Origin of the sequence: Variovorax sp. RKNM96 (assembly GCF_017161115.1) — a bacterium.
In the GTDB taxonomy this organism is placed as follows: domain Bacteria; phylum Pseudomonadota; class Gammaproteobacteria; order Burkholderiales; family Burkholderiaceae_C; genus Variovorax.
In genome coordinates this window covers 1,211,538-1,233,561 of record NZ_CP046508.1, presented here as the reverse complement: position 1 = coordinate 1,233,561, position 22,024 = coordinate 1,211,538, and the positions used below count along the sequence as shown (strand labels likewise).

Genomic DNA, 22,024 nt, shown 5'->3' with positions numbered 1-22,024 from the left:
GCAAGGCGGGCGCGGCGCGCGCATCACCAGGCGTTGAAGACGTCGTGCGCGATGCCGAACCCGGTGCTCGCGCCGCTGCCGCTGGTGACCAGCACCACGCGCGTGGCGTCGTCGGGCGCGTCGATCACGCAGGGTGTGGTCCTGGACGATGGGTAGACGCCGGTCCAGCGTTCGGTGACCTGCGCGGTCTCCAGGTTGAGCGTGCTGCGCAGGTGACGCAGGATGAGCTGGTCGACCTCTTCCATCGCGAAGGGCTCGGGCGCATCGCCGTAGTGGTGAGAGTCGCCGACCACGAGCGAGCCGTCGGCGCTCTGCACCACGATCAGGTGGATGCCGTGCGCGAGCGATGCCGTCTCTTCTTCCTGCAGCCGCGCGCGCAGCGCCGCGGCCTCGGGCAGCGTGCTGTAGCCCTCGTAGCGCACCAGGCTCAGGTCGGTCATCACCGAGCCCGGCAGGTGGAAGCCCGCCTCGGGCTTCACGCGCAGCATCTGCAGGCGGCACAGCGTGAGGTCATACGCGGCGATGCGGTCGGCGAACAGGCCGTGCAGGTCGGTGTTGGTGCACACCACCACACGCTCGCCGCGCAGCGTGCCGCGCGAGGTGCGCACGCGCGGCGCTTCCACCTCGTGCACGGTTTCGCCGAAGCGGAACACGACGCCATGCACTTCGGCCAGCCACTTCGTGAGCAGGCCGATGGCGGTGCGCGACTCGATGCGCAATTCGTGCGGGCTGAACAGCACCGAACGCGCATCGGCCAGGCTCAGCGCGGGCGCCTTGGCCTGTGCATCGTCTGCGTCGAGCAGTTCGCAGCCTTCGCCCATCGGCGTGCGCATGAAGGCTTCGAGCACGGCGTGCGCCTCGGGCCGGTAGGCCGCGAGCCAGAGGTTGCGGTGCACGATGTCGATGCCGGCCTGCGGCGCAACGCGCTGCCACACCTCGCGCGCATGCATCGCGCGGCGCCAGGTGTCGCCCGGCGCCTGGCCCGAGACGGTGATGAAGCCGAAGTTGCGGATCGATGCGCCGAGGCAGGCCGCATCGCGCTCGACCACGCAGACCTTGAGGCCGCGCTGCGCGGCGGTGTAGGCATGCGCCAGGCCGACGATGCCGGCGCCGACGACGATAAGGTCGAAATTCTCTTTGGGGGTTCCGGGCATCACCGGTTTCTCCAGGCCTGGGTGCGCTTGAGCGTCAAGTGCCCGGCCAGTGCGAACACGCCGCGGCCTACGGCGGCCGTAAGCATGATCAGCGAGGCCATGGCGGCCGCGGGCGCCACGTCGCCGGCATCGTCCATGTTGAGCACGGCGATCGCGGCCAACGTGGTCTGCGGCGAATAGAGGAACACGACGGCCGATACGGTGGTCATCGCGTTGACGAAGAAATAGCCGCCCACGTTGAGCACGGTCGGCAGCGCCACCGGCAGGTGCACGCGCCAGAGCGTGTGCCAGAACGGCACGCCCATCGACTCGGACACCAGTTCGTACTCGCGGTCGAGTTGACGCAGCGCGGTGAGCGAGGTGAGGTGCGCCACCGAGAAGAAGTGCGCCACGGTGCAGATGACGAGGATCGCCATGCCGCCGTACAGGCCGTTCAGTGGATTCGACGGCGAGATGAAGAAGAAGATGTAGCCCACGCCCAGCACCAGCCCCGGCACCGCGAGCGGCAGGTTGGCGAGCAGGTTGAGCAGTTCGCGCAGCAGGCCGAAGTGGCGCGGTTTCTCCACGAGGTAAGCCGAGACGAAGGTGACAAGCGCGCCCGCCACCGCGGCGCACAGCGCGAGCCGCAGCGAGTTGAAATAGCTGCCCCAGCCGCCGCCGTCCATGTTGCTGAAGTCGTAGTTCTTCAGCGACGGCGCGAGCTGATAGGGCCAGTAGGTGGCGAGCGATGCGAACACTGCCATGCCGATCATCACGAGGATGGCGCAGGCTGTGAGCACGCAGAACGCGAGCAGCGCACGGTCGCGTGACGCCACGGGTTCAGGCTGGTAAGGCGTGGCGCGTGCCGAGAGCGCTGACGCCTGCTTGCCGCGAACGTAGCGCTCGACCAGGAAGGACAGCACCGCCGGAATCAGCAGCACGAGCCCCACCACCGCGCCCATCTGAAAGTTCTGCTGCCCGACCACCTGCTTGTAGATGTCGGTCGCGAGCACGCCGGTCTGTCCGCCCACCACCTTGGGCACACCGAAGTCGGTGATCACCAGCACGAACACCACCATCGCGGCCACGATGAGGCCGTAGCGCGAAGCCGGCAGCGTCACCGTGCGAAAGATGCGCCAGCGCGAGGCGCCAAGCGTCTGCGCCGCTTCATAGAGACGACCGTCGGACGTGGCCATGGCGGTCGTGAGGATCAGCAGCGCATGCGGCAACGTCCAGAACACCGAACCGAGCACGATGCCCAGCGGCCCGTAGATCGAGGCATCGCCCATCAACCCCTTGAAGAGGCCCTGGTTGCCGAACAGGTAGACCAGGCTGATGGCCGGCAGCAGCGAAGGCGCGAGCAGCGGAATGAGCGCCACCGCGCGCAGCGCGCCCTTGGCCGGCATGCACGAGAGCGTGAGCGCATAGGCGTACACATAGGCGATGGCCGTGCAGATCACGGCGCTGATCGCCGCGAGCCACAGGCTGTTGAAGGCCGACTGCACGAGCGCCGGACTGTCGAGGTAGCGCGCGAAGTTCGCCAGGCCCACGAAGGCACCGGCGCGGTCGAAGAAGCTCTGGCCGACCAGCGCACCGACGGGCAGCGCGACGATCACGACCAGCAGCAGCACGACCAGCGCAACGGCCGCGCCCGTGAGCCAGCGCTCGCGGTCGAACGCGCTGCTGCGCGCTATCGCCACCGGCACGACGGCGATGGCGTCAGGGGTGCTGCTCATACCTTCTCAGTGCGCCAGGACCGACAGCGCATTCAGAGGCAGTTGGATATGCACCATGCTGCTGGGCACCAGCGGCTCTTCGCCGCCGCTGCGCGCATCGGCAGGCAGCTCGGCTTCGATCTCGATGCCCAGCGGTTCGCAGGCCAGCCGCGCCGAGGTGCGGTTGCCGAAGAATTCGGTGTCGAGCAGGCGCGCCGCGAAGCTGTTGGCGCCGAGTTCGGTGCCGAAGCGCTTGACCACCACGTGCTCGGGGCGGATGCCCACGGTGGCTTGCGAGCCCACGCTCAGGCTGCCAGGCGCGCAGAACAGTTCGCTGTCGCGCACGCGCACCTTGCCGTCAGCCAGCACGGTCGCGGGCAGCATGTTCATGCGGCCGACAAAACCGGCCACGAAGCGGGTGCGCGGCTGGCGGTACAGCTCGTCGGGCGTGCCGGCCTGCTCGATGCGGCCGTTGTGCATCAGCACCACGCGGTCGGCCATCGAGAGGGCTTCTTCCTGGTCGTGCGTGACCATGATGGTGACGATGCCCAGGCGCTTCTGCAGCGAACGGATCTCGCTGCGCAGGCTCGCGCGCACCTGCGCATCGAGCGCAGAGAGCGGTTCGTCGAGCAGCAGCAGGCGCGGGTTGGGCGCAAGGGCGCGAGCGAGCGCAATGCGCTGCTGCTGGCCGCCCGAGAGCTGCACCGGGTATTTGTCGGCGTGCGCGGTGAGGCCGACGAGGTCGAGCATCTCGCGCGAGCGCTTGGCCATCTCGCGTGCGAGCGCGCCGGTGGGATGCAGGCCGTAGGCGATGTTCTGCGCCGCCGTGAGGTTGGGGAACAGCGCATACGACTGGAACACCACGCCGAAGCCGCGCGCCGCGGGCGGCAGGCCCGCGATGTCCTGGCCGCCGAGCAGGATCTGCCCGCTGTCGGCGCGTTCGATGCCGCACACGATGCGCAGCAGCGTGGTCTTGCCGCAACCCGAGGGACCGAGCAGGCACACGAATTCGCCCGGCTCGATGTCCAGATCGATGCCGTCGAGCACGCGGGTGGCACCAAAGGACTTGCCGATGCCGCGGAGAGAAAGAAAGCTCGTCATGTACTGCTGTCCGGAAGCCCGATCACATCGGCTTCTTTTCCGACTTCGATTCGTAGCGCTTCGACCATTCGGTGAGGATGCGGTCGCGGTTCGCGGCAGCCCAGGTGAAGTCGTTCTTGGCGAGCAGCTTCTCGACGTCGCCCGGCACGAATTCGAGCTTCTCCTGGATGCCCGGCAGCGCGAGCACGGCGAAGTTCTTCGCGTAGAGCTCGTTGGCCTGCTTCGTCACGGCCCAGTCGGCCAGTGCCTTGGCGGCGTCCTGCTTCTTGCTGGTCTTGATGATGCCGGTGGCTTCCATGTCCCAGCCGAGGCCTTCCTTCGGCAGCACGATGTCGATTGGTGCGCCGTCGCGCTTGGTCTTGTTGGCGCGGTATTCGAAGGACATGCCGAGCGCGAACTCACCCGCGCCGGCCTGGCGGCAGGGCTTGCTGCCCGACTGGCTGTAGATGCCGATGTTCTGGTGCAGCGCGTCCATGTACTTCCACGCCTTGTCCTCGCCCATCATCTGGATCCAGCCCGACACCATCAGGTAGCCGGTGCCCGATGCCGCGGGGTTGGGCATGGTGATCTGGCCCTTGTAGACCGGGTTGGTGAGGTCGGCCCAGCTCGTGGGCTTGGGCAGGTTCTTCTTGGTCGCTTCGGCGGTGTTGAAGCAGATGGCCGAGGACCACACGTCCATGCCGACCCACTTGGGCGGGTTGGCCGGATCGCGCATGGTCGGCTTGATGGCGTCCAGGCCCTTGGGCGCGTACGGCTGGAGCATGCCTTCCTTGTCGAGCAGCATCAGTGAGGTGGCGGCCAGGCCCCACACCACGTCGGCCTGCGGGTTGGCCTTTTCGGCCAGGAGCTTGGCGGTGACGATGCCAGTGGAGTCGCGCACGAACTTCAGCTCGATGTTCGGGTTTTCCTTTTCGAACGCGGCCTTGTAGGCCTGCACCTGGTCGGCCTCGAGCGCCGTGTAGACCAGCAACTCGGTACGGCCTTGTGCGGAGGCGGCGAACGCCAGCGAGAACAAGGCGGCCGGCACGGCGGCACGACGGATGAAGCGAAGCAGCATGATGGGAAATCCCTCGGGAAGATTGAAATGACGCGGACAAAAGTACGCACGGCGTGGCCGTGAACGCGGCGATGCTCGCAGCGCCATGTGACAGGGGTTTGTCAGATGCGTCACACGGATGTCATGGCGTGCGGCGACGCTTCACAGGCTGTCGCACGCGCTTCGTTTCACTTCCATGACACTCGACCTTGCCGAGATCGCACGCCTGTTCGCCGAACGCGGCGGGGTTGCCTACGCAGGCGAGCCGGTGTCGCAACTGGAGCACGCGTTGCAGTGCGCATGGCTTGCCGAGCAGGCGGGTGCCAGCGATGCGCTCGTCACGGCCGCGCTGCTGCACGACCTCGGCCACTTGCTGATCGCCGAGCACCAGACGCTGTCGCAATCGCCCACCGAGCTGGGCATCGACGATCGTCATCAATACATCGCATTGCCGCTGCTGCGTGGCGCCTTCGATGTGGAAGTGCGCGAGCCGATCCGGCTGCATGTGGATGCCAAGCGCTACCTGTGCGCGACGCGGCCGGACTATTTCTCGAAGCTCTCGCCGGATTCGGTGCGCAGTCTTGCGTTGCAGGGCGGGGTGATGGACACCGAAGCGGCGGAGCGATTTGCCTCGCATCGCTGGTCCGGCGATGCCGTGCGGTTGCGGCTGTGGGATGAGGAGGCGAAGGCCGAGGGGCTGAAGACGCCGCCGCTGGCGCACTTCCTGGAGACTGCGGCGCGGGTCATGCTGCGCTGAGAAAGAAGAACCGGCTTTCTGCCCTTGGGCCGGTTTCAGCCCGGTTTAAGAAACATTTGTCTACTATGGTTTCCTCACGATGTACGGCGCGCCTGCGCGCAGCGAGGAAACCTGCATGTCTTCATCCGTCACGGCGCGCGCCGCCACGTTCGCCCAGGTTCTGAAGCGCGTCTTTGCGCTGTCTGCGCCTTACTTCAGGTCCGAGGAGAAATGGCGCGCCCGCGTCATGTTGCTGGGCATCGTCGCGCTGAACCTGCTGTATGTGTACGTGGCCGTGCTGGGCAACCAGTGGTATGGACGCTTCTACGACGCGCTGCAGAACAAGGATTCGGTGGTCTTCTGGCGCGAGGTGGGCGTCTTCGGCTGGATCGCCTTCTTCAACATCGCGGTGCAGGTGCTCAAGTTCTATGTGACGCAACTGCTGCAGTTGCGCTGGCGCAGCTGGATGACACGCGAGTACCTGTCGCGCTGGATGGCCAACCACACCTTCTATCACCTCGAGCTCGCGCGCTACGCGAACCAGGACGGCCGCGTACCCGATAACCCGGACCAGCGGATCCAGGAGGACATGCAGATGTTCACCAGCGCCACGATGTCGCTGTCGATGGGCCTGCTGAATGCGGTCGTCACCTTGGCGAGCTTCGTCGGCCTGCTCTGGGTGCTGTCGAGCAGCGTCTCGTTCACCGTCGCCGGCACGACCTACCAGGTCGTCGGCGCCATGGTGTGGATCGCGCTGGCCTACTCCGTCATCGGCACCGTCATCACGCATTTCATCGGCCGTCCGCTGATCAAGCTGAACTTCATGCAGCAGCGCTACGAAGCCGACTTCCGCCACCACCTGGTGCGCGTGCGCGAATACAGCGAGGCCATTGCACTGGACAAGGGAGAGAAGGTGGAGCGCGGACAGCTCGACCTGCGCTTCTCCAGCGTGCTGCGCAACTATCTGCAACTGATCAAGCAGCAAAAGAACCTGGTCACCTTCACCGCGTTCTTCGGCCAGGCGGCCGTGATCTTTCCGTTCATCGTCGCGGGATATCAGTACTTTGCCGGCGCGTTCCAGCTCGGCCACCTGATGCAGATCCGATCGGCTTTCGGCAGCGTGCAGGAAGCGCTGAGCTGGTTCGTCGACAACTACGACAGCCTGGCCGTGTGGCGAGCCGTCACGGACCGCCTCACCGGTTTCGACGACAGCATGGCCGCCCATGCCGCGCAAGAACAGGCCTTGCAGCGCACGCCCGCAGCCGCGCTGAATGCCGAAGACCTGGCGATCGCGCTGCCCAACGGAACACCGCTGCTCGCCGGCGCCGCGCTGGCCGTGAAGCCCGGAGACAGCGTGCTGCTGCAGGGTCCTTCGGGCAGCGGCAAGTCGACGCTGTTTCGCACCTTCGCGGGCATCTGGCCTTTCTCGAAAGGCCGCCTGCAAGTGCCCGACAACGTCGCCTTCATGCCGCAACGCCCCTACGTGCCCGACGGCAAGCTGCGCGACGCGCTGACCTACCCGAACCCCGCCGCCGACTTCACCGACGACCAACTCCGCCAGGCCCTGACCGATGCCCTGCTCCCCGACCTGGCCAGCCGCCTCGACGACAGCGATTCATGGAGCCAGAAGCTCTCGGGCGGCGAGCAGCAGCGCCTGGCCATCGCACGCGTGCTGCTGAAAAAACCGGCATGGCTGTTCGCCGACGAGATCACCAGCGCCCTCGATGCGAAGGCCGAAGGCGAGCTCTACAAGCGGTTGTCGGACACGGTGCATGCGGCAGGCGGCGCGATGGTGTCGATCGCGCACCGCGCAGCCGTCGGCGATTTCCACAACCAGCGCTGGACGCTGGTGCCTCAGGAAGAAGGAACAGCAGGCGGTGCGCGCTACCGGCTGAACACCTCGGCGGCTCAGCCCGCCGCGGCCTGACCGGAATAACGCTCCCAGCCCTTCTTGCGCAGATCGCAGGCGGGGCATTCGCCGCACCCATAGCCCCAGGCCTGGCGGTGCACGCGGTCGCCGAGGTAGCAGGTGTGGGTCTCTTCCACGATCAGGTCGACCAGCGGCTCGCCGCCCAGGCGGTGCGCCATCTGCCAGGTCTCGGCCTTGTCGATCCACATGAGCGGGGTCTCGATGACGAGGCGCCGCTCCAGCCCGAGCGAGAGCGCCAGCTGCATCGCCTTCATGGCGTCGTCGCGGCAGTCGGGGTAGCCGGAGAAATCGGTCTCGCACACGCCGGTGACGATCACCTGCAGCCCGCGGCGGTAGGCCAGCGCGCCGGCCAGCGTGAGGAACAGCAGGTTGCGCCCGGGCACGAAGGTGTTGGGCAGGCCGTCGGCCTGCATCGCGAAGGCGACCTCTTCGGTGAGCGAGGAGCCGCCGAGCTGCGCCAGCGCCGCGAGCGTGAGCACATGGTCTTCGCCCAGGCGCGGTGCCCAGTCGGGAAAGCGCTCGCGAATCTGCGCAAGGATGGTGCCGCGCACGTCGAGCTCGACACGGTGGCGCTGCCCGTAGTCGAAGCCCAGCGTCTCGACGCGCTGGTACTTCGAGAGCGCGTCGGCCAGGCAGGTGGTCGAGTCCTGGCCGCCGGAGAACAGAACGAGGGCGGTGGTGTGCAGGGGCATGTCCGTCAGCGGGGCCGTTGTAGTCCAAAGACGCGATTTTCGCAGGCCCGGCGGGGCCGCGGATACGATCCCGCGGATGAGCACCAAACACCTCGTCGCATGGGCCGCCACCTTCATCGTGCTGCTGGTGATCGACATGCTCTGGCTCGGCGTCGTCGCCAAGAACATGTACCAGGAGGCCATGGGCGACCTGATGTCGCCACAGCCCCGGCTGGCCTTCGCGGCCGTGTTCTATCTGCTGTATCCCATTGGCCTCCTGATCTTCGCGATCCTGCCGGGCATCGATGCGCAGAGCGTGACGCGGGCGGCGGTGCTGGGCGGGCTCTTCGGGCTCTTCTGCTACGCCACCTACGACCTGACCAACCTGGCGGTGATCCGCAACTGGCCGCTGGCCCTGTCGTTCATCGACATCGCCTGGGGCACGCTGGTGAGCGGGGTCGCCGCGGCGGCCGGCGCGCTGGCTTTGCGCTGGTTCGCCGCGCGTTGACTCCACGCCACACTATGACTTTCGACAGGGGCGCCGAAGCACCCTGCCGGTGCAAAATCCTGCACGAACGATGCAGGGGACAAAAAAGATGGGCGAGCGCGGCACCGCGATCAGCTTCGAAGACTTTCAGGGCACACGCAATTTCGCAGCACTCGATGGCCTGCGGGCCGTCTCCGTCTTCCTCGTCTTCAGTGACCATTTCGGCGGCATCGGCTGGACGCGTTTCTCGGGCTGGCTCGGCGTTCACGCCTTCTTCGTCCTCTCCGGCTTCCTAATCACCACGCTGCTGCTGCGCGAGCGCGACAGCACCGGCAGCGTGTCGCTCAAGGCGTTCTACATCCGCCGAGCCACCCGCCTGTTGCCGCTCTACCTGCTGGTCTTCCTGGCCGTGCTGGGCCTGAGCCATGTCGCGCAAGACGGCACCTGGGAGCAGATGAAGGCGGCCACGCCCTACTACCTGACGCTGCTCAACGAGCTGGCCGACATGGCGCCCCTGCACATGACCTGGACTCTGGGCGTGGAGTGGAAGTACTACCTGGTCTGGCCCACGCTGCTCGTGGTCTTCGGCACGACGCTCCGGTCGGGCCTTGCCACCGTCGGTTTCTGCCTCGCGGCGCTGGCCATGCTCGGCATCGGCGAGTTCCAGTGGAGGCTGCTGCTGCCGCAGAACTACGTCGGCATGCTGTTCGGCTCGGGGCTGGCCATTTTGATGAATTCGCGCCGCACCTTCGGGCTGGTTCGCTGCCTCATGAGCCATGGCGCGACCATCGCGCTCGTGCTGGCGCTGCTGGTGGTGCACCGGCGCTTTCCGGTGATTGCCGGGCGCATCGGCGATGCCTCGGCCATCGCGGTGTACAGCCTGCTGATCGCGATGCTGATCCCGGCGCTCATCGCCGCCCGCACCTGGGTCGCCCGGGCGCTGGCGTCGAAGCCGCTGGTGTTCGTCGGCCACCGCTCGTATGCGATGTACCTGGTGCAGTACACCGCCGCGCACGCAGTAATCGCGGTGCTGCCGGGCCCCACCATCGTCGGCGGCACCCTGCTCTTTCTTTCCTTCGCCCTGGCGCTGGTGCTCTCGGACCAGCTCTACCGCTGGTTCGAGAAGCCGATCACCGACTGGGGCCACCGCTGGGCCAAGGCGGTGAAGCAGGCGGCGTTGTCGAAGACGCCGCTGCCGGGCTGCGACGCCGCTGGCGCGTTGCGACCAGGCCGCAACCGCAGCCCGCTCTGAATCAGCGCTAGAGGAACCGTTCGAGCAGCTTGCGCGAAGGCCGGTCCAGCGCCTTCGCATCGGCAATGCGGAACTGCACGCCGTGCGCGCTCGCGATCAGCAGCGCGCCGCCTTCGAGCCGGCGGATGTCTTCCTCGGCCTTGAGCACGAAGCTGGTGTCGCCGCGGTCGGTGCTCACGGTCCAGGTGCTGGGCACGCCGAAGCTGGAGACCTTGTGCAGCTTCAGCAGCGTGGGTGCGAAGTCGCGCACCGCGAGTTCTTCTTCGAGCAGCGCCCGGGTCTGCGGCGGCAGCGTCTCGACGCGGTCGATCCAGACCAGCTCGCGGCCGTCGCCGCCGACCAGCGAGATGCCCTCGCCAGGCGCAGTGAGCGGAAAGGCGCGCACGGGCGTGATGCCCACATGGCGCTCGCCCTGGGCGTCGGTCAGCACGAGGCGGCCGAAGGTGTCTCGCTCCATGGCAAAGGTGATGGTGTTGTCGGATGTCATGCGTCACCTGCCGGATGTGCTGCGTGGCTGATGAGCGGCAACTGTGCGCCGGCGCGTTCGTCGACGGCACCTTCGCTCGCATCGTCGTCGGCCTGGCGCAACTGCGCCTGGTAGAGCCGCCAGTAGGCGCCCTGCTTGGCCATGAGCGCGTCGTGCGGCCCGACCTCGACGACCTCGCCGCGGTCCATGACCACGAGCCGGTCGGCCTTGCGCAGCGTCGACAGCCGGTGGGCGATGGCGATGGTGGTGCGGCCCTGCACGAGGTTGTCGAGTGCCTTCTGGATTTCCTTCTCGGTCTCGGTGTCCACCGCCGAGGTGGCCTCGTCAAGGATCAGGATGCGCGGGTCGATCAGCAGTGCGCGCGCAATGCTGATGCGCTGGCGCTCGCCGCCCGAAAGCCCCTGGCCGCGCTCGCCGACCAGCGAGTCGTAGCCATGCGGCAGGCGCAGGATGAAGTCGTGCGCATGCGCTGCGCGGGCCGCGGCCACCACTTCTTCGCGCGTGGCGTCGGGCTTGCCGTAGGCGATGTTCTGCGCGATGGTGCCGAAGAACAGGAACGGCTCCTGCAGCACCAGCCCCACATGGCGCCGGTAGTCGGCCACGGCGAAGCGGCGGATGTCGGTGCCGTCGACCTTGATGGCGCCGTCGGTCACGTCGTAGAAGCGGCAGATCAAATTGACCAGCGTGCTCTTGCCCGAGCCGCTGTGGCCCACCAAGCCGATCATCTCGCCGGGCTCGATCACGAGGTCGAGGTTGTGGATCACCGCGCGCGAGCCGTAGCGGAAACCCAGCCCGCTCATCTCGATGCGGCCCTGCACGCGCTCCACCTTCACCGGGTTCACCGGTTCGGGCACGTTGCTCACATGGTCGAGGATGTCGAAGATGCGCTTGGCGCCGGCCGCGGCCTTCTGCGTGACCGAGACGATGCGGCTCATCGAATCCATCCGCGTATAGAAACGGCCGATGTAGGCGATGAAGGCGGTGAGCACACCCACCGTGATGCTGCCGCGCGAGACCTGCCAGATGCCGAAGCCCCACACCACGAGCAACCCGATTTCGGTCAGCAGCGAAACGGTGGGCGTGAATACCGACCAGGTGCGGTTGAGCTTGTCGTTGACCTGCAGGTTGTAGGCGTTGGCGGTGCGGAAGCGATCGGCTTCGCGGCGTTCCTGCGCGAAGGCCTTGACCACGCGGATGCCGGGAATGGTGTCGGCCAGCACGTTGGTCACTTCCGACCAGACGCGGTCGATCTTCTCGAAGCCGGTGCGCAGGCGATCGCGCACCACATGGATCATCCAGGCGATGAAGGGCAGCGGCACCAGCGTGACCACCGCCAGCAGCGGGTTGATGGAGATCAGGATGGCCGCCGTCATGACGATCATCAGCACGTCGTTGGCGAAATCGAGCGCATGCAGCGACAGGAAGACGTTGATGCGGTCAGTTTCCGAGCCGATGCGCGACATCAAGTCGCCGGTGCGCTTGCCGCCGAAATAGTCGAGCGGCAGGGTCAGCAAGTGTTCGTAGGTGCTGGTGCGGAGATCAGCGCCGATGCGCTCGGACACCAGCGCCAGCAGATAAGTGCGGGCCCAGCCCAGGCCCCAGCCGAGCAGCGCGGCGCCGAGCAGGCCGCCCAGGTAGAGGCCCACCAGGCCCGGATCGATCTGCTTGCCGTTCTGGAACGGGATCAGGATGTCGTCCATCAGCGGGATGGTCAGGTACGGCGGCACCAGCGTGGCGGCGGTCGAGAGCAGGGTCAGGAAAAACCCCAGGAAAAGCTGCTTGCGGTAAGGCTTGGCGAAACGGCCCAGGCGCAGCAGCACCCAGGTCGAGGGCGGCGTCTGGAGTTCGGTGTCGGCCGGTTCGTCGCCGTCGACGACCTCGGGTGTCGCCTCCGCGACATCGGCCGCGCGCTGGCCGAACAGCTTGAGCAGGCGCAGCGCATGGGCCTGGCTGGCCAGCGTGTAGCGCCAGCGCGCCAGGCGGCCGTCGGGGCCGATCAGGTCGAGCGTGCCGACGCCCGAATGGTCGGCCAACTGCAGTTGAAGCGCCGGTTCTGTGAGTGGCCACTCACGCCATTCGCCACCCGGTTCCAGCGCAATCAGGCGCTGGTCAGTCAGGGCAACTAAGCCGGAAGAGAAACGAAGTTCGTAATCGAGGTCAACCGGCAGTGTTACCAGAACGTTTTCCGCGACTGCGAGCCGGTTTTTCAGCGCGCCTGAAGCCGCCTCGATTTCGCCCTCCCGGGTGCCGACTGGATCGTGATGTTGCATTGTGTTTCTTTGACTCTTGCCCGTCGCGGGCCGCAGGGACCGCGTCATGGCGTCCTTTGTCGGGCGCCGATTCTGACTGATTGCCATGGGCGCGCTTGAAGGCGCCGTGGTGCTCGGCCAAAGCACATCGAACGTTTTCATGACCCGTTTCGACGACATCCGCCTGCTGCGCATCAACTATTTGCGCGGTCCCAACCTCTGGACCTACCGTCCGGTGCTCGAAGTCTGGCTCGACCTGGGCCAACTGGAAGACTTCCCCTCCAACAAGATCGACGGTTTCACCGACCGCCTGACCGGCCTGCTGCCGGCGCTCATCGAGCACCACTGCGGCGTGGGCGAGCGCGGCGGCTTCATCCAGCGGCTGACCGAAGGCACCTGGTCGGGCCACGTGCTTGAGCACGTCGTCATCGAGCTTTTGAACCTGGCCGGCATGCCGACCGGATTCGGGCAAACCCGCAGTACCTCGGAGCACGGCGTCTACCGCATGGTGTTCCGGGCGCGCGACGAGCAGGTCGCCCGGGTGGCGCTGGCCGAGGGCCACAAGCTCCTGATGGCCGCCATCAACAACGACCCGTTCAGCGCCGGCGACGTGCAGAAGGCCGTCGACGCGGTCAAGGCCAAGGTCGAGGACTGCTACCTCGGCCCGAGCACCGCCGCCATCGTCTCCGCCGCCACCGACCGCGGCATCCCGCACATGCGGCTGAACAGCGGCAACCTCGTGCAACTGGGTTATGGCGCCAACCAGCAGCGCATCTGGACCGCCGAGACCGACTACACCAGCGCCATCGGCGAATCGATCGCCAGCGACAAGGAACTGACCAAGTCCCTGCTCGCGAGCTGCGGCGTGCCGGTGCCCGAAGGCCAGATCGTCGCCAGCGCCGAAGAAGCCTGGGAAGCCGCCGAAGACATCGGCCTGCCGGTGGTCGTGAAGCCCTCGGACGCCAACCACGGCCGCGGCGTGTCGCTCGAACTGACCACGCGCGAAGAAGTCATGGCCGCCTTCGCGGTCGCCGAGCCCGAAGGCAGCGACGTGATGGTCGAGCGCTTCATCCGCGGCCACGAACACCGCCTGCTGGTGGTGGGCGGCGAAGTGGTGGCGGCCGCGCGCGGCGAGATCATCACCGTGACCGGCGACGGCAAGCTGAGCGTGGCCGAACTCATCGAGAAGCAGCTCAACAGCGACCCGCGCCGCGGCGCCGAAGAGGAATACCCGCTCGACCTGATCGTGCTGGCCACCGACGCCAAGCTGCAGCTCGAACTCAAGCGCCAGGAACTCGATGGCGCCTCGGTGCCGGCCGCCGGCCGCGTGGTGACGATCCAGCGCAACGGCAACATGGCCAACGACTGCACCGACCAGGTCCACCCCGAAGTCGCGCACGCCGCCGTGCTGGCCGCGCGCGTCGTGGGCCTCGACATCGCGGGCATCGACCTCGTGGCGCTGGACATCTCCAAGCCGCTCGGCCCGCAGCGCGGCGCGATCGTCGAAGTCAACGCCGGCCCCGGTCTCCTGATGCACCTGAAGCCGGCCGTCGGCTCGCCGCGCCCGGTGGGCCGCGCGATCTGCGACCACCTGTTCCCCAACGACGCGCCCGGCCGCATTCCCGTGGTCGGCGTGGCTGGCTCGCAGGACACCGGTGTGCTCGCGCGCCTTGTCGCCTGGCTCATCAACCTGGGCGGGCGCCACACGGGCCTGGCCTGCCGCGACGGCCTGTTCCTCGAGCGCCGCCGCGTCGATGCGCGCAACAGCGCCAACTGGGAAGCCGGCCACCGCCTGCTCGTGAACCGCGCCGTGCAGGCCGTGGTGATCGAGAACGGCGCCGAAACCATCCTGCGCGACGGCCTGGCCTACGACCGCTGCGAAGTCGGCATCGTGACCGACCTCGAAGGCGCCGAAGCGCTCGCCGACTACGACATCACCGAGAGCGACCAGATGGTCAAGGTGCTGCGCACGCAGGTCGACGTGGTGCTCGGCGAAGGCACGGCCGTGCTGAACGCGGCCGATGCGCGCGTGGCCGGCCTCGCGCCGCTGTGCGATGGCGCCGTCATCCTCTATTCGGCCGACCCGCAGGCCGCCGCGCTCACCGCGCACCAGACCGCCGGCGGCAAGGCCGTGCTCGTGCGCCAGGACCGCGTGGTGCTGGCCAACGGCAGCAGCGAATCGTTCCTGCCGGGCCTGGGACGCCTGACGATCTGGCGCGCCACCCACGCCGGCGTGACCCTCGAAAGCCTGCTGGCCGCCGTGGCCGCCGCCTGGGCCATGGGCATTCCACTGAACCTGATCGGCGCCGGCGTGGAGGCTTTCGAAGCCGACCTGCAGGCTGCCCTGGCTTCGCTGCAACTCTCGCAAACGCAGCCCCTTCAACCTCAATTCGCCTGAGGCCTCGTGCCACTCGCCAGATTGCAAGCCTTCGTCGCCCCATGAAAGTCACCCGCATCCGAGCCCTTCGCGGGCCCAATCTCTGGAGCCGCCACACCGCCATCGAAGCGGTCGTGGCCTGCGAAGGCGATGAAAACGCCATCAGCAAGCTCGCCGGTTTCGAAGCGCGCCTGCGCGCCCGCTTCCCGACCATCGGCGAACTGCACCCGATGGTGCTGGGCCAGCCGCTGGCGCTCGCCCACGTGCTGGAAAACGCGGCCGTGGCGCTGCAGGCGCAGGCCGGCTGCGCGGTCAACTTCGGCCACACCGCGCCGACGGTGGAAGACGGGGTCTACCAGGTCGTCTTTCAATACAGCGAAGAAGCCGTGGGCCGCCGCGCGATCGAGCTGGCCGACCAGCTGATCGCCGCCGCGCAGGCCGACACGCCCTTCGATGCCACCGCCGCCATCACCGAGCTGCGCGACCTCGACGAATCCGAGCGCCTCGGCCCGAGCACCGGCTCCATCGTCGATGCCGCCGTGGCGCGCGGCATTCCGTACCGCCGCCTCACGAGCGGCAGCCTGGTGCAGTTCGGCTGGGGTTCCAAGCAGCGCCGCATCCAGGCCGCCGAAGTCGACAGCACCAGCGGCGTGGCCGAGTCGATCGCGCAGGACAAGGAACTGACCAAGCAGCTGCTCAACGCCGCCGGCGTGCCGGTGCCGCTGGGCCGCCCCGTCTCCAGCGCCGAAGACGGCTGGGTGGCGGCCGGTGAAATCGGCCTGCCGGTCGTGGTCAAGCCGCAGGACGGCAACCAGGGCAAGGGCGTCACCGTCAACATCACCACCAAGGAGCAACTGACCTCGGCCTACGACTCGGCCGCCGTCTACGGCGAGGTGATGGTCGAGAAATTCCTGCCGGGCTTCGACTTCCGCCTGCTGGTGGTCGGCGACCGGCTCGTGGCCGCCGCACGGCGCGATCCGCCGCAGGTGATCGGCGACGGCCAGCTCACCGTGCGCCAGCTCGTGGACGCGGTGAACCTCGACCCGCGCCGCGGCGAGGGCCACGCCACCTCGCTCACCAAGATCCGCCTCGACGACATCGCCATCGGCCGGCTCGAATCGCAGGGCCTCACGCCCGAGAGCGTGCCCGAGCGCGGCCAGCGCGTGGTGCTGCGCAACAACGCGAACCTTTCCACCGGCGGCACCGCCACCGACGTGACCGACACCGTGCACCCCGAAGTGGCCGCGCGCGCGGTCGATGCGGCGCAAATGGTCGGGCTGCACATCTGCGGCGTCGACATGGTCTGCGAGAACGTGCTGCGCCCGCTCGAGGAGCAGCACGGCGGCGTGGTCGAAGTGAATGCCGCCCCGGGCCTTCGCATGCACATCTCGCCCTCGTTCGGCCGCGGCCGCGCGGTCGGCGAAGCGGTGATGGACACCATGTTCGCGCACGGCGACGACGGCCGCATTCCGGTGGTCGCGGTCACCGGCACCAACGGCAAGACGACCACCGCGCGCCTCATCAACCACCTGCTCGCTTCGAGCGGCCTGCGCACCGGCATGACCAACACCGACGGCGTGTACGTCGACGGCCGCCAGACCGACGGCGGCGACTGCAGCGGCCCGAAGAGCGCACGCAACGTGCTGATGCATCCCGACGTCGATGCGGCCGTGTTCGAAGTGGCCCGCGGCGGCGTGCTGCGCGAGGGCCTCGGCTTCGACCGCTGCCAGGTGGCCGTGGTCACCAACATCGGCAGCGGCGACCACCTGGGGCTGAACTACATCACCACCGTCGAAGACCTCGCGGTGTTGAAGCGCGTGATCGTGCGCAACGTGGCGGCCGACGGCTACGCGGTGCTCAACGCGGCCGACGTGAACGTTGCCGCGATGGCGGCCGGCTGCCCCGGCCATGTGATCTTCTTCACCGCCGACCGCATGCACCCGGTGATGGCCACGCACCGCGCGCAGGGCAAGCGCACCGTGTACGTCGACCAGGACACGCTGGTCGCCGCCGAAGGCTCGTGGCGCGAGCGCATTCCGCTGCGCGACGTGCCGATCACGCGCAACGGCACCATCGGCTTCCAGGTCGACAACGTGATGGCCTCGGTGGCCGCGGCCTGGGCCGTGGGCCTGGACTGGGACACCATCCGCAGCGGCCTCGCGAGCTTCATGAACGACGCGGCCGGCGTGCCCGGGCGCTTCAACGTCATGGACTACCGCGGCGCCACCGTGATCGCCGACTACGGCCACAACACCGACGCGATGCGCGCATTGGTCTCGGCCGTGGACACGATGCCTGCCAACAAGCGCTCGGTGGTGATCAGCGGCGCGGGCGACCGGCGCGATTCGGACATCCGCGACCAGACGGCCATCCTCGGCGAAGCCTTCGACGACGTGATCCTTTATCAGGACGCGGCGCAAAGGGGCCGTGCCGACGGCGAAGTCATGGCGCTGCTGCGCCAGGGCCTGCAGGGCGCGGGCCGCACGCGCTACATCGACGAGATCCGCGGCGAATTCGTGGCGATCGACACGGCGCTGGCCCGGCTGCAGCCAGGCGACCTGTCGCTGATCCTTGTCGACCAGGTCGAAGAAGCGCTCGCTCACCTCGCGCAACGCATCGCAGCAGGCTGACACACGGGTTGACGGACATGTCCCACACACAGGGGCGTGTCCGGCCCGCCCGCTGAACGGGGCTGTCCCACAGACGCCGCACCCCGGCGAGCAGCAGACTGAGGCTCCGGTCGCGCACCTCTCGGAGGACGCGCCCCAACCAGGAGCCCGCATGACAACAACAGTTCGTTCCATCCTTTCCGCCACGGCCTTCTTCGCCGCCAGCGGCTTCATCGTCTTCGGCGCACAGACCGCGAGCGCGCAGGCGCCCGGCACCGACGCCCGCGCACAGAAGGAACGCGCCGTCTGCGACGGCGTGCAGCAAGACCGTGCGGCGTGCCTGCGTGAAGCCGGCGCCGCGAAACAGGAAGCCGGCCGCGCCGGCCTCACCACGCCGAGTCCGGCACGGGGCCAGGTCAATTCCCTGGCGCGCTGTGCCGAACAACCCGCGGCCGACCAGGCCGACTGCGAAGCCCGCATCAAGGGCGGCGCGCGCACCACCACCGAAGGCAGCGTGATGGGCGGCGGCGTGATCCGCGAAACCGTGACACCCCTGCCGGCCCAACCCGCGCCGGCGCGTTGATTTGCTGACTGACTGACTACGCCAAGGAGCACATCATGAAAAGCAACACCCGTTCGATCGTCCTCGCCCTGCTCGCCGTCGGCGGCATGGCCAGCGCCACCCTGGCCACTGCCCAAAGTGGCCGCGGCGGCATCTACCAGCAGGAACTCTCGGTCTGCGGTCACAACCAGCAGGACCGCGCCGCCTGCATCCGCGAAGCCGGCGCCGCCCGCCAGGAAGCCGCCCGCGGCGGCCTGACCGGCGCACCCGACTACCGCGCCAATGCGCTCGCACGCTGCGGCCTGCAGCAATCGCCCGGTGACCGCAGGGATTGCGAAGCCCGCGTGCTCGGCGGCGAGGGCAACACCAGCGCCAGCGTCGAAGGCAGCGTGATGGGCGGCGGCGTGATCCGCGAATCGGTCACGACCGTGGTGATGCCGGCGCCGATGCCCATGGAGCGCGCGCCCGAACCGATCATGGCGCCGCGTCCGATGCCGATGCCGGCACCCATCCGCTGAATCGGCGCGGAAACGAAACCACAGGTACTCGCTTTGGAGGAGGGAGGCCCCGGCCTCCGGGCGATGGCCCTGATTGTCACAAGACTGTCATAAAAGGCAGTCGCGTGCTAGCTATAGTTCTCGGTCCCTGCCCACCGAGGAACTCTTTCCCATGAATGCCATCAAGGTCGCTCGCCGATTCATAGAAACGGACCCGGCCAACGACTCGGCCAAGATCCTGGCCCAACTCGTGTTGGCCCTGGAGTCCGAACACAGCTTCGAGCTGGTCACGCTCTATTCCCTCGACTACAAGAGCTTCCAGCTCGCCATGGACATCCTCAAGGAATGGCGGCTCGACCGCTACTACGCCAGCAAGTCCAAGCTCTTCGACCTGTCCCTGCAAGTCACCGAACTCGAGAAAAGCTGAGCGCATCTGCCGCTCAGGGGCTGCTCAGACGAGCATCCCGCCCGACACCTCGATGCGCTGGGCATTCACCCAGCGATTCCCCTCCCCGAGCAAGCCCGCGATCGCACCGCCGATGTCGTCGGGCTTGCCCGCGCGTCCGAGCGCGGTGAAGCCCGCGACCATCGCGTTCACCTGTGCGTTGTCGCGCACCACGCCCCCGCTGAAGTCGGTCTCGATCGCACCCGGCGCGATCGTGTTCGCCGCGATGCCGCGTTTGCCGAGTTCCTTGGCGAGGTAGCGCGTCAGCACTTCCACGGCGCCCTTCATCGCGGCATAGGCCGAAGTGCCCTCCATGGCAAAGCGCGTGAGCCCCGTCGACACATTGACGATGCGCCCCCCGTCGTTGATCAGCGGCAGCATCTTCTGGGTGAGGAAGTACGTGCCTTTGAAGTGGATGTTGTAGAGCGTGTCGAACTGCGCTTCGGTCGTGTCCTCGAAGTTCACATGCAGGCCCACGCCGGCGTTGTTCACCAGGAAGTCGAAGCGCTCGCGCTGCCAGGTGGCGGCCAGCGCCGTCCTCACCGAATCGGCGAATGCGGCGAAGGTCCTGCTGTCGCCGACGTCGAGCCCGAGCGCGACGGCGCGGCGCCCTTTCGCTTCGATCTCCGACACCACCGCCTGCGCGGCGGCTTCGTTGGACACATAGGTCAGGATCACATCGACACCATCCGCAGCGAGCGCCAGCGCGGCGCTGCGGCCGAGGCCCCGGCCGCCGCCGGTGATGAGTGCGATGCGGGAGGCATTGGGGTTGCTGGAAGCGGTCATTTCAAAGTCCTCGATGAGTGGATGGGTGGACTTTAAAAATTACCGGCAGCAAGATAAATCCCGCCAGGCGTTGCACACTGTTATCCAACAAGGAAACAATCCGCCCCCATGAACATCGACGAACTGCGCATCTTCTCCAGGGTCGCCGAGCTCGCGAGCTTCAGCCGCGCGGCGGACCAGCTCGGTCTGACACGCGCCCGCGTCTCGGTGGCGGTGCAGCAACTGGAAGAGCGGCTGGGCACGCGGCTGCTGCAGCGCACCACGCGCAGCGTGCGCCTGACCGAGGACGGCGAGCGCTTTCTCGAGCGGTGCAAGGACTACCTGTCCGAAGGCGAACAGCTCGCCACCATGTTCCGCGCGAACACCGGCGGCCTCACAGGGCGCCTGCGCATCGACCTGCCGGCCACCGTGGCGCGCGACCTCGTCATTCCGCGCCTGCCCGAGTTCCTTGCGCGGCATCCCGCACTGGAGATCGGCATCAGCACCACCGACCGCCGCGTCGACCTCGTGAACGAGGGCTTCGACTGCGTGCTGCGCGTGGGTGTGCTGGGCGATTCCGAACTCGTCGCGCGGCCGCTCGGTTTCATGCGGATGGCCAACGCCGCCAGCCCGGCCTACCTGCAGGCGCACGGCACGCCGCAAGCGCTGGCCGACCTCGCGCAGCACCGCATCGTGCATTTCGCGCAGACCCTCTCGCCGAACGACGCGGGTTGGGAATACTTCGACGCGGCCCAGGGCCGCTACCGGATGCAGCCGGTGCGCGCCACCGTCACGGTGAACGGCACCGACGCCTACAACGCCGCTGCAGTTGCGGGCCTCGGGCTGATCCAGGCGCCCGTCGGCGGCCTCCTGCCCTGCTTTGCGGCCGGCTCGCTCGTGCAGGTGATGCCGGCCTTCACCGCGCGGCCGATGCCGGTGTCGCTGGTGTACGTCAACCGGCGCCAGCTCGCGCCGCGCGTGCTCGCAGTGATGAACTGGCTGACCGAGATCCTCGCGCCCTACTTCGTCGAGGACAGCGAACTGGCTATCGCCCCCAGCGCAGCACCAGCGGATCGAGTCGTTTCGCCGTCTCGATCAGGCCGGCGCGCGTATCGGGATGCATTGCCGGCAGCGGATGCCGCGGCGCCTCGCAAGCGATCACACCGCCCTCCTTCATGAGCGACTTGCAGGCCAAGAGGCCCGCCTGACGGTTCTCGTAGTTGATGAGCGGCAGCCACTGCTGGTAGAGCGCAAAGGCCTTGTCGCGGTCACCCGCACGGTGCGCCTCGATGATCGGGCGGATGCCATCGGGATAGCCGCCGCCGGTCATCGAACCGGTCGCACCGGCATCGAGGTCGGGCATCAGCGTGATGGCCTCTTCGCCATCCCACGGGCCTTCGATGGCATCGCCGCCGAGGCGGATCAGCTCGCGCAGCTTCGCAGCCGCACCGGCGGTCTCGATCTTGAAGTACGCGACGTGTTCGATCTCCTTCGCCATGCGCGCGAGGAACGTCGCCGAGAGCACCGTGCCGCTCGCGGGCGCGTCCTGGATCATGATCGGAATGCCGACCGCATCGGAGAGCCGCGCGTAGAACTCGAAGATCTGCGGCTCCGGCACGCGGAAGGTCGCGCCGTGATACGGCGGCATCACCATCAGCATCGCCGCGCCCATGTCCTGTGCGCGGCGGCTGCGCTCGGCGCACACCTTGGTGCTGTAGTGCGTGGTGGTCACGATCACCGGCACGCGGCCTTTCACGTGTTCGAGCATCGTGCGCGTGAGCACCTCGCGCTCTTCGTCGGACAGCACGAACTGCTCCGAGAAATTCGCGAGGATGCAAAGCCCGTCGGAGCCCGCATCGATCATGAAATCGACGCAGCGCTTCTGGCTTTCGAGATCGAGCCCGCCCTGTTCGGTGAAGGTGGTCGGCACCACCGGGAAGATGCCGCGGTATCTGGGGGTCATGGTGTGTGA

General features: G+C 67.6%; 18 protein-coding genes and 1 pseudogene. 10 read left to right on the top strand and 9 right to left on the bottom strand.

Going from position 1 to position 22,024, the window contains the following annotated elements:
• Nucleotides 1-23: 23 nt before the first annotated feature.
• Genes GNX71_RS05615 through GNX71_RS05600 form a run of 4 tightly spaced genes read right to left on the bottom strand, consistent with a single transcriptional unit; the run spans nt 24 to nt 5,006 of the window.
• The gene (locus tag GNX71_RS05615) at nt 24-1,154 is read right to left on the bottom strand and encodes a TIGR03364 family FAD-dependent oxidoreductase (protein ID WP_206177403.1); all 1,131 of its coding nucleotides are present in this window, start codon (nt 1,152-1,154) and stop codon (nt 24-26) included.
• Entirely contained in the window at nt 1,154-2,869 is a 1,716-nt protein-coding gene (locus tag GNX71_RS05610; RefSeq protein ID WP_206177402.1) for a putative 2-aminoethylphosphonate ABC transporter permease subunit, read from the bottom strand. The genes GNX71_RS05615 and GNX71_RS05610 overlap by 1 nt, the downstream gene beginning before the upstream one ends.
• Before the next feature lie 6 nt (nt 2,870-2,875).
• Entirely contained in the window at nt 2,876-3,949 is a 1,074-nt protein-coding gene (locus GNX71_RS05605) for an ATP-binding cassette domain-containing protein (protein ID WP_206177401.1), read from the bottom strand.
• 22 nt (nt 3,950-3,971) lie between these two features.
• Nucleotides 3,972-5,006: a putative 2-aminoethylphosphonate ABC transporter substrate-binding protein gene (locus GNX71_RS05600; protein ID WP_206177400.1), complete on the bottom strand. Its 1,035-nt coding sequence runs from the start codon at nt 5,004-5,006 to the stop codon at nt 3,972-3,974.
• Between the two features lie 175 nt (nt 5,007-5,181).
• Between GNX71_RS05600 and GNX71_RS05595 the strand changes: the two genes are divergently transcribed.
• Together GNX71_RS05595 and GNX71_RS05590 are read left to right on the top strand one after the other, a co-directional pair.
• The gene (locus tag GNX71_RS05595; protein WP_206177399.1) at nt 5,182-5,742 is read left to right on the top strand and encodes a phosphonate degradation HD-domain oxygenase; all 561 of its coding nucleotides are present in this window, start codon (nt 5,182-5,184) and stop codon (nt 5,740-5,742) included.
• A gap of 115 nt (nt 5,743-5,857) precedes the next feature.
• A complete protein-coding gene (locus tag GNX71_RS05590; protein ID WP_206177398.1) occupies nt 5,858-7,648 on the top strand; it encodes an ABC transporter ATP-binding protein/permease in 1,791 nt (596 codons plus the stop codon).
• On the opposite strand, the gene queC is transcribed toward GNX71_RS05590, so the two are convergent.
• Nucleotides 7,630-8,343, bottom strand: coding sequence for a 7-cyano-7-deazaguanine synthase QueC (queC, locus tag GNX71_RS05585; protein WP_206177397.1), 714 nt, complete (start codon nt 8,341-8,343; stop codon nt 7,630-7,632). The genes GNX71_RS05590 and queC overlap by 19 nt on opposite strands.
• A gap of 76 nt (nt 8,344-8,419) precedes the next feature.
• Here queC and GNX71_RS05580 point away from each other — a divergent pair, with 76 nt between their 5' ends.
• Nucleotides 8,420-8,830 carry a DUF2177 family protein gene (locus GNX71_RS05580; RefSeq protein ID WP_206177396.1) on the top strand — a complete coding sequence of 137 codons (411 nt, stop codon included), beginning with the start codon at nt 8,420-8,422 and terminating at the stop codon, nt 8,828-8,830.
• Between the two features lie 70 nt (nt 8,831-8,900).
• Nucleotides 8,901-10,061, top strand: a complete 1,161-nt coding sequence (locus GNX71_RS05575; RefSeq protein WP_241027177.1) for an acyltransferase — start codon at nt 8,901-8,903, stop codon at nt 10,059-10,061.
• 7 nt (nt 10,062-10,068) lie between these two features.
• On the opposite strand, the gene GNX71_RS05570 is transcribed toward GNX71_RS05575, so the two are convergent.
• Nucleotides 10,069-10,548: a DUF1854 domain-containing protein gene (locus GNX71_RS05570; protein ID WP_206177395.1), complete on the bottom strand. Its 480-nt coding sequence runs from the start codon at nt 10,546-10,548 to the stop codon at nt 10,069-10,071.
• On the bottom strand, nt 10,545-12,818 hold the full coding sequence (locus tag GNX71_RS05565) for an ABC transporter ATP-binding protein (RefSeq protein WP_206177394.1): 2,274 nt from the start codon (nt 12,816-12,818) through the stop codon (nt 10,545-10,547). Before GNX71_RS05565 ends, GNX71_RS05570 begins: the two co-directional genes overlap by 4 nt.
• 139 nt (nt 12,819-12,957) lie before the next feature.
• Here GNX71_RS05565 and cphA (GNX71_RS05560) point away from each other — a divergent pair, with 139 nt between their 5' ends.
• The 5 genes from cphA (GNX71_RS05560) to GNX71_RS05540 all read left to right on the top strand — a co-directional run bounded on the left by cphA (GNX71_RS05560) (nt 12,958) and on the right by GNX71_RS05540 (nt 19,269).
• Nucleotides 12,958-15,195, top strand: a complete 2,238-nt coding sequence (gene cphA / locus GNX71_RS05560; protein WP_241027176.1) for a cyanophycin synthetase — start codon at nt 12,958-12,960, stop codon at nt 15,193-15,195.
• Nucleotides 15,196-15,236: 41 nt separating this feature from the next.
• Nucleotides 15,237-17,804, top strand: coding sequence for a cyanophycin synthetase (gene cphA, locus GNX71_RS05555; RefSeq protein WP_206177392.1), 2,568 nt, complete (start codon nt 15,237-15,239; stop codon nt 17,802-17,804).
• A 151-nt stretch (nt 17,805-17,955) separates the two neighbouring features.
• Nucleotides 17,956-18,366 (top strand): hypothetical protein, encoded by a 411-nt coding sequence (locus tag GNX71_RS05550; protein ID WP_206177391.1) that lies wholly within the window; start codon nt 17,956-17,958, stop codon nt 18,364-18,366.
• 35 nt (nt 18,367-18,401) lie between these two features.
• Nucleotides 18,402-18,863, top strand: coding sequence for a hypothetical protein (locus GNX71_RS05545; protein ID WP_206177390.1), 462 nt, complete (start codon nt 18,402-18,404; stop codon nt 18,861-18,863).
• A gap of 151 nt (nt 18,864-19,014) precedes the next feature.
• Nucleotides 19,015-19,269, top strand: a complete 255-nt coding sequence (locus GNX71_RS05540; RefSeq protein WP_206177389.1) for a hypothetical protein — start codon at nt 19,015-19,017, stop codon at nt 19,267-19,269.
• A gap of 24 nt (nt 19,270-19,293) precedes the next feature.
• On the opposite strand, the gene GNX71_RS05535 is transcribed toward GNX71_RS05540, so the two are convergent.
• Complete coding sequence (locus GNX71_RS05535) at nt 19,294-20,073, bottom strand: SDR family oxidoreductase (protein WP_206177388.1); 780 nt, start codon at nt 20,071-20,073, stop codon at nt 19,294-19,296.
• 108 nt (nt 20,074-20,181) lie between these two features.
• On the opposite strand from GNX71_RS05535, the pseudogene GNX71_RS05530 reads away from it, so the two are divergent.
• Nucleotides 20,182-21,051: pseudogene (locus tag GNX71_RS05530) on the top strand (LysR family transcriptional regulator); the annotation flags it as partial.
• A 46-nt stretch (nt 21,052-21,097) separates the two neighbouring features.
• On the opposite strand, the gene GNX71_RS05525 reads toward GNX71_RS05530, so the two are convergent.
• The gene (locus GNX71_RS05525) at nt 21,098-22,015 is read right to left on the bottom strand and encodes a dihydrodipicolinate synthase family protein (RefSeq protein WP_206177387.1); all 918 of its coding nucleotides are present in this window, start codon (nt 22,013-22,015) and stop codon (nt 21,098-21,100) included.
• Nucleotides 22,016-22,024: the final 9 nt, after the last annotated feature.

What these genes read in the sequence shown, in the direction of transcription:
- GNX71_RS05610 (WP_206177402.1), bottom strand. Translation starts at nt 2,869, where the DNA reads ATGAGCAGCACCCCTGACGCCATCGCCGTCGTGCCGGTGGCGATAGCG.
- GNX71_RS05550 (WP_206177391.1), top strand. Translation starts at nt 17,956, where the DNA reads ATGACAACAACAGTTCGTTCCATCCTTTCCGCCACGGCCTTCTTCGCC.
- GNX71_RS05570 (WP_206177395.1), bottom strand. Translation starts at nt 10,548, where the DNA reads ATGACATCCGACAACACCATCACCTTTGCCATGGAGCGAGACACCTTC.
- GNX71_RS05580 (WP_206177396.1), top strand. Translation starts at nt 8,420, where the DNA reads ATGAGCACCAAACACCTCGTCGCATGGGCCGCCACCTTCATCGTGCTG.
- GNX71_RS05575 (WP_241027177.1), top strand. Translation starts at nt 8,901, where the DNA reads ATGCAGGGGACAAAAAAGATGGGCGAGCGCGGCACCGCGATCAGCTTC.
- GNX71_RS05615 (WP_206177403.1), bottom strand. Translation starts at nt 1,154, where the DNA reads ATGCCCGGAACCCCCAAAGAGAATTTCGACCTTATCGTCGTCGGCGCC.
- cphA (WP_206177392.1), top strand. Translation starts at nt 15,237, where the DNA reads ATGAAAGTCACCCGCATCCGAGCCCTTCGCGGGCCCAATCTCTGGAGC.
- GNX71_RS05595 (WP_206177399.1), top strand. Translation starts at nt 5,182, where the DNA reads ATGACACTCGACCTTGCCGAGATCGCACGCCTGTTCGCCGAACGCGGC.
- GNX71_RS05525 (WP_206177387.1), bottom strand. Translation starts at nt 22,015, where the DNA reads ATGACCCCCAGATACCGCGGCATCTTCCCGGTGGTGCCGACCACCTTC.
- queC (WP_206177397.1), bottom strand. Translation starts at nt 8,343, where the DNA reads ATGCCCCTGCACACCACCGCCCTCGTTCTGTTCTCCGGCGGCCAGGAC.
- GNX71_RS05535 (WP_206177388.1), bottom strand. Translation starts at nt 20,073, where the DNA reads ATGACCGCTTCCAGCAACCCCAATGCCTCCCGCATCGCACTCATCACC.
- GNX71_RS05565 (WP_206177394.1), bottom strand. Translation starts at nt 12,818, where the DNA reads ATGCAACATCACGATCCAGTCGGCACCCGGGAGGGCGAAATCGAGGCG.
- GNX71_RS05545 (WP_206177390.1), top strand. Translation starts at nt 18,402, where the DNA reads ATGAAAAGCAACACCCGTTCGATCGTCCTCGCCCTGCTCGCCGTCGGC.
- GNX71_RS05590 (WP_206177398.1), top strand. Translation starts at nt 5,858, where the DNA reads ATGTCTTCATCCGTCACGGCGCGCGCCGCCACGTTCGCCCAGGTTCTG.
- cphA (WP_241027176.1), top strand. Translation starts at nt 12,958, where the DNA reads ATGACCCGTTTCGACGACATCCGCCTGCTGCGCATCAACTATTTGCGC.
- GNX71_RS05600 (WP_206177400.1), bottom strand. Translation starts at nt 5,006, where the DNA reads ATGCTGCTTCGCTTCATCCGTCGTGCCGCCGTGCCGGCCGCCTTGTTC.
- GNX71_RS05605 (WP_206177401.1), bottom strand. Translation starts at nt 3,949, where the DNA reads ATGACGAGCTTTCTTTCTCTCCGCGGCATCGGCAAGTCCTTTGGTGCC.
- GNX71_RS05540 (WP_206177389.1), top strand. Translation starts at nt 19,015, where the DNA reads ATGAATGCCATCAAGGTCGCTCGCCGATTCATAGAAACGGACCCGGCC.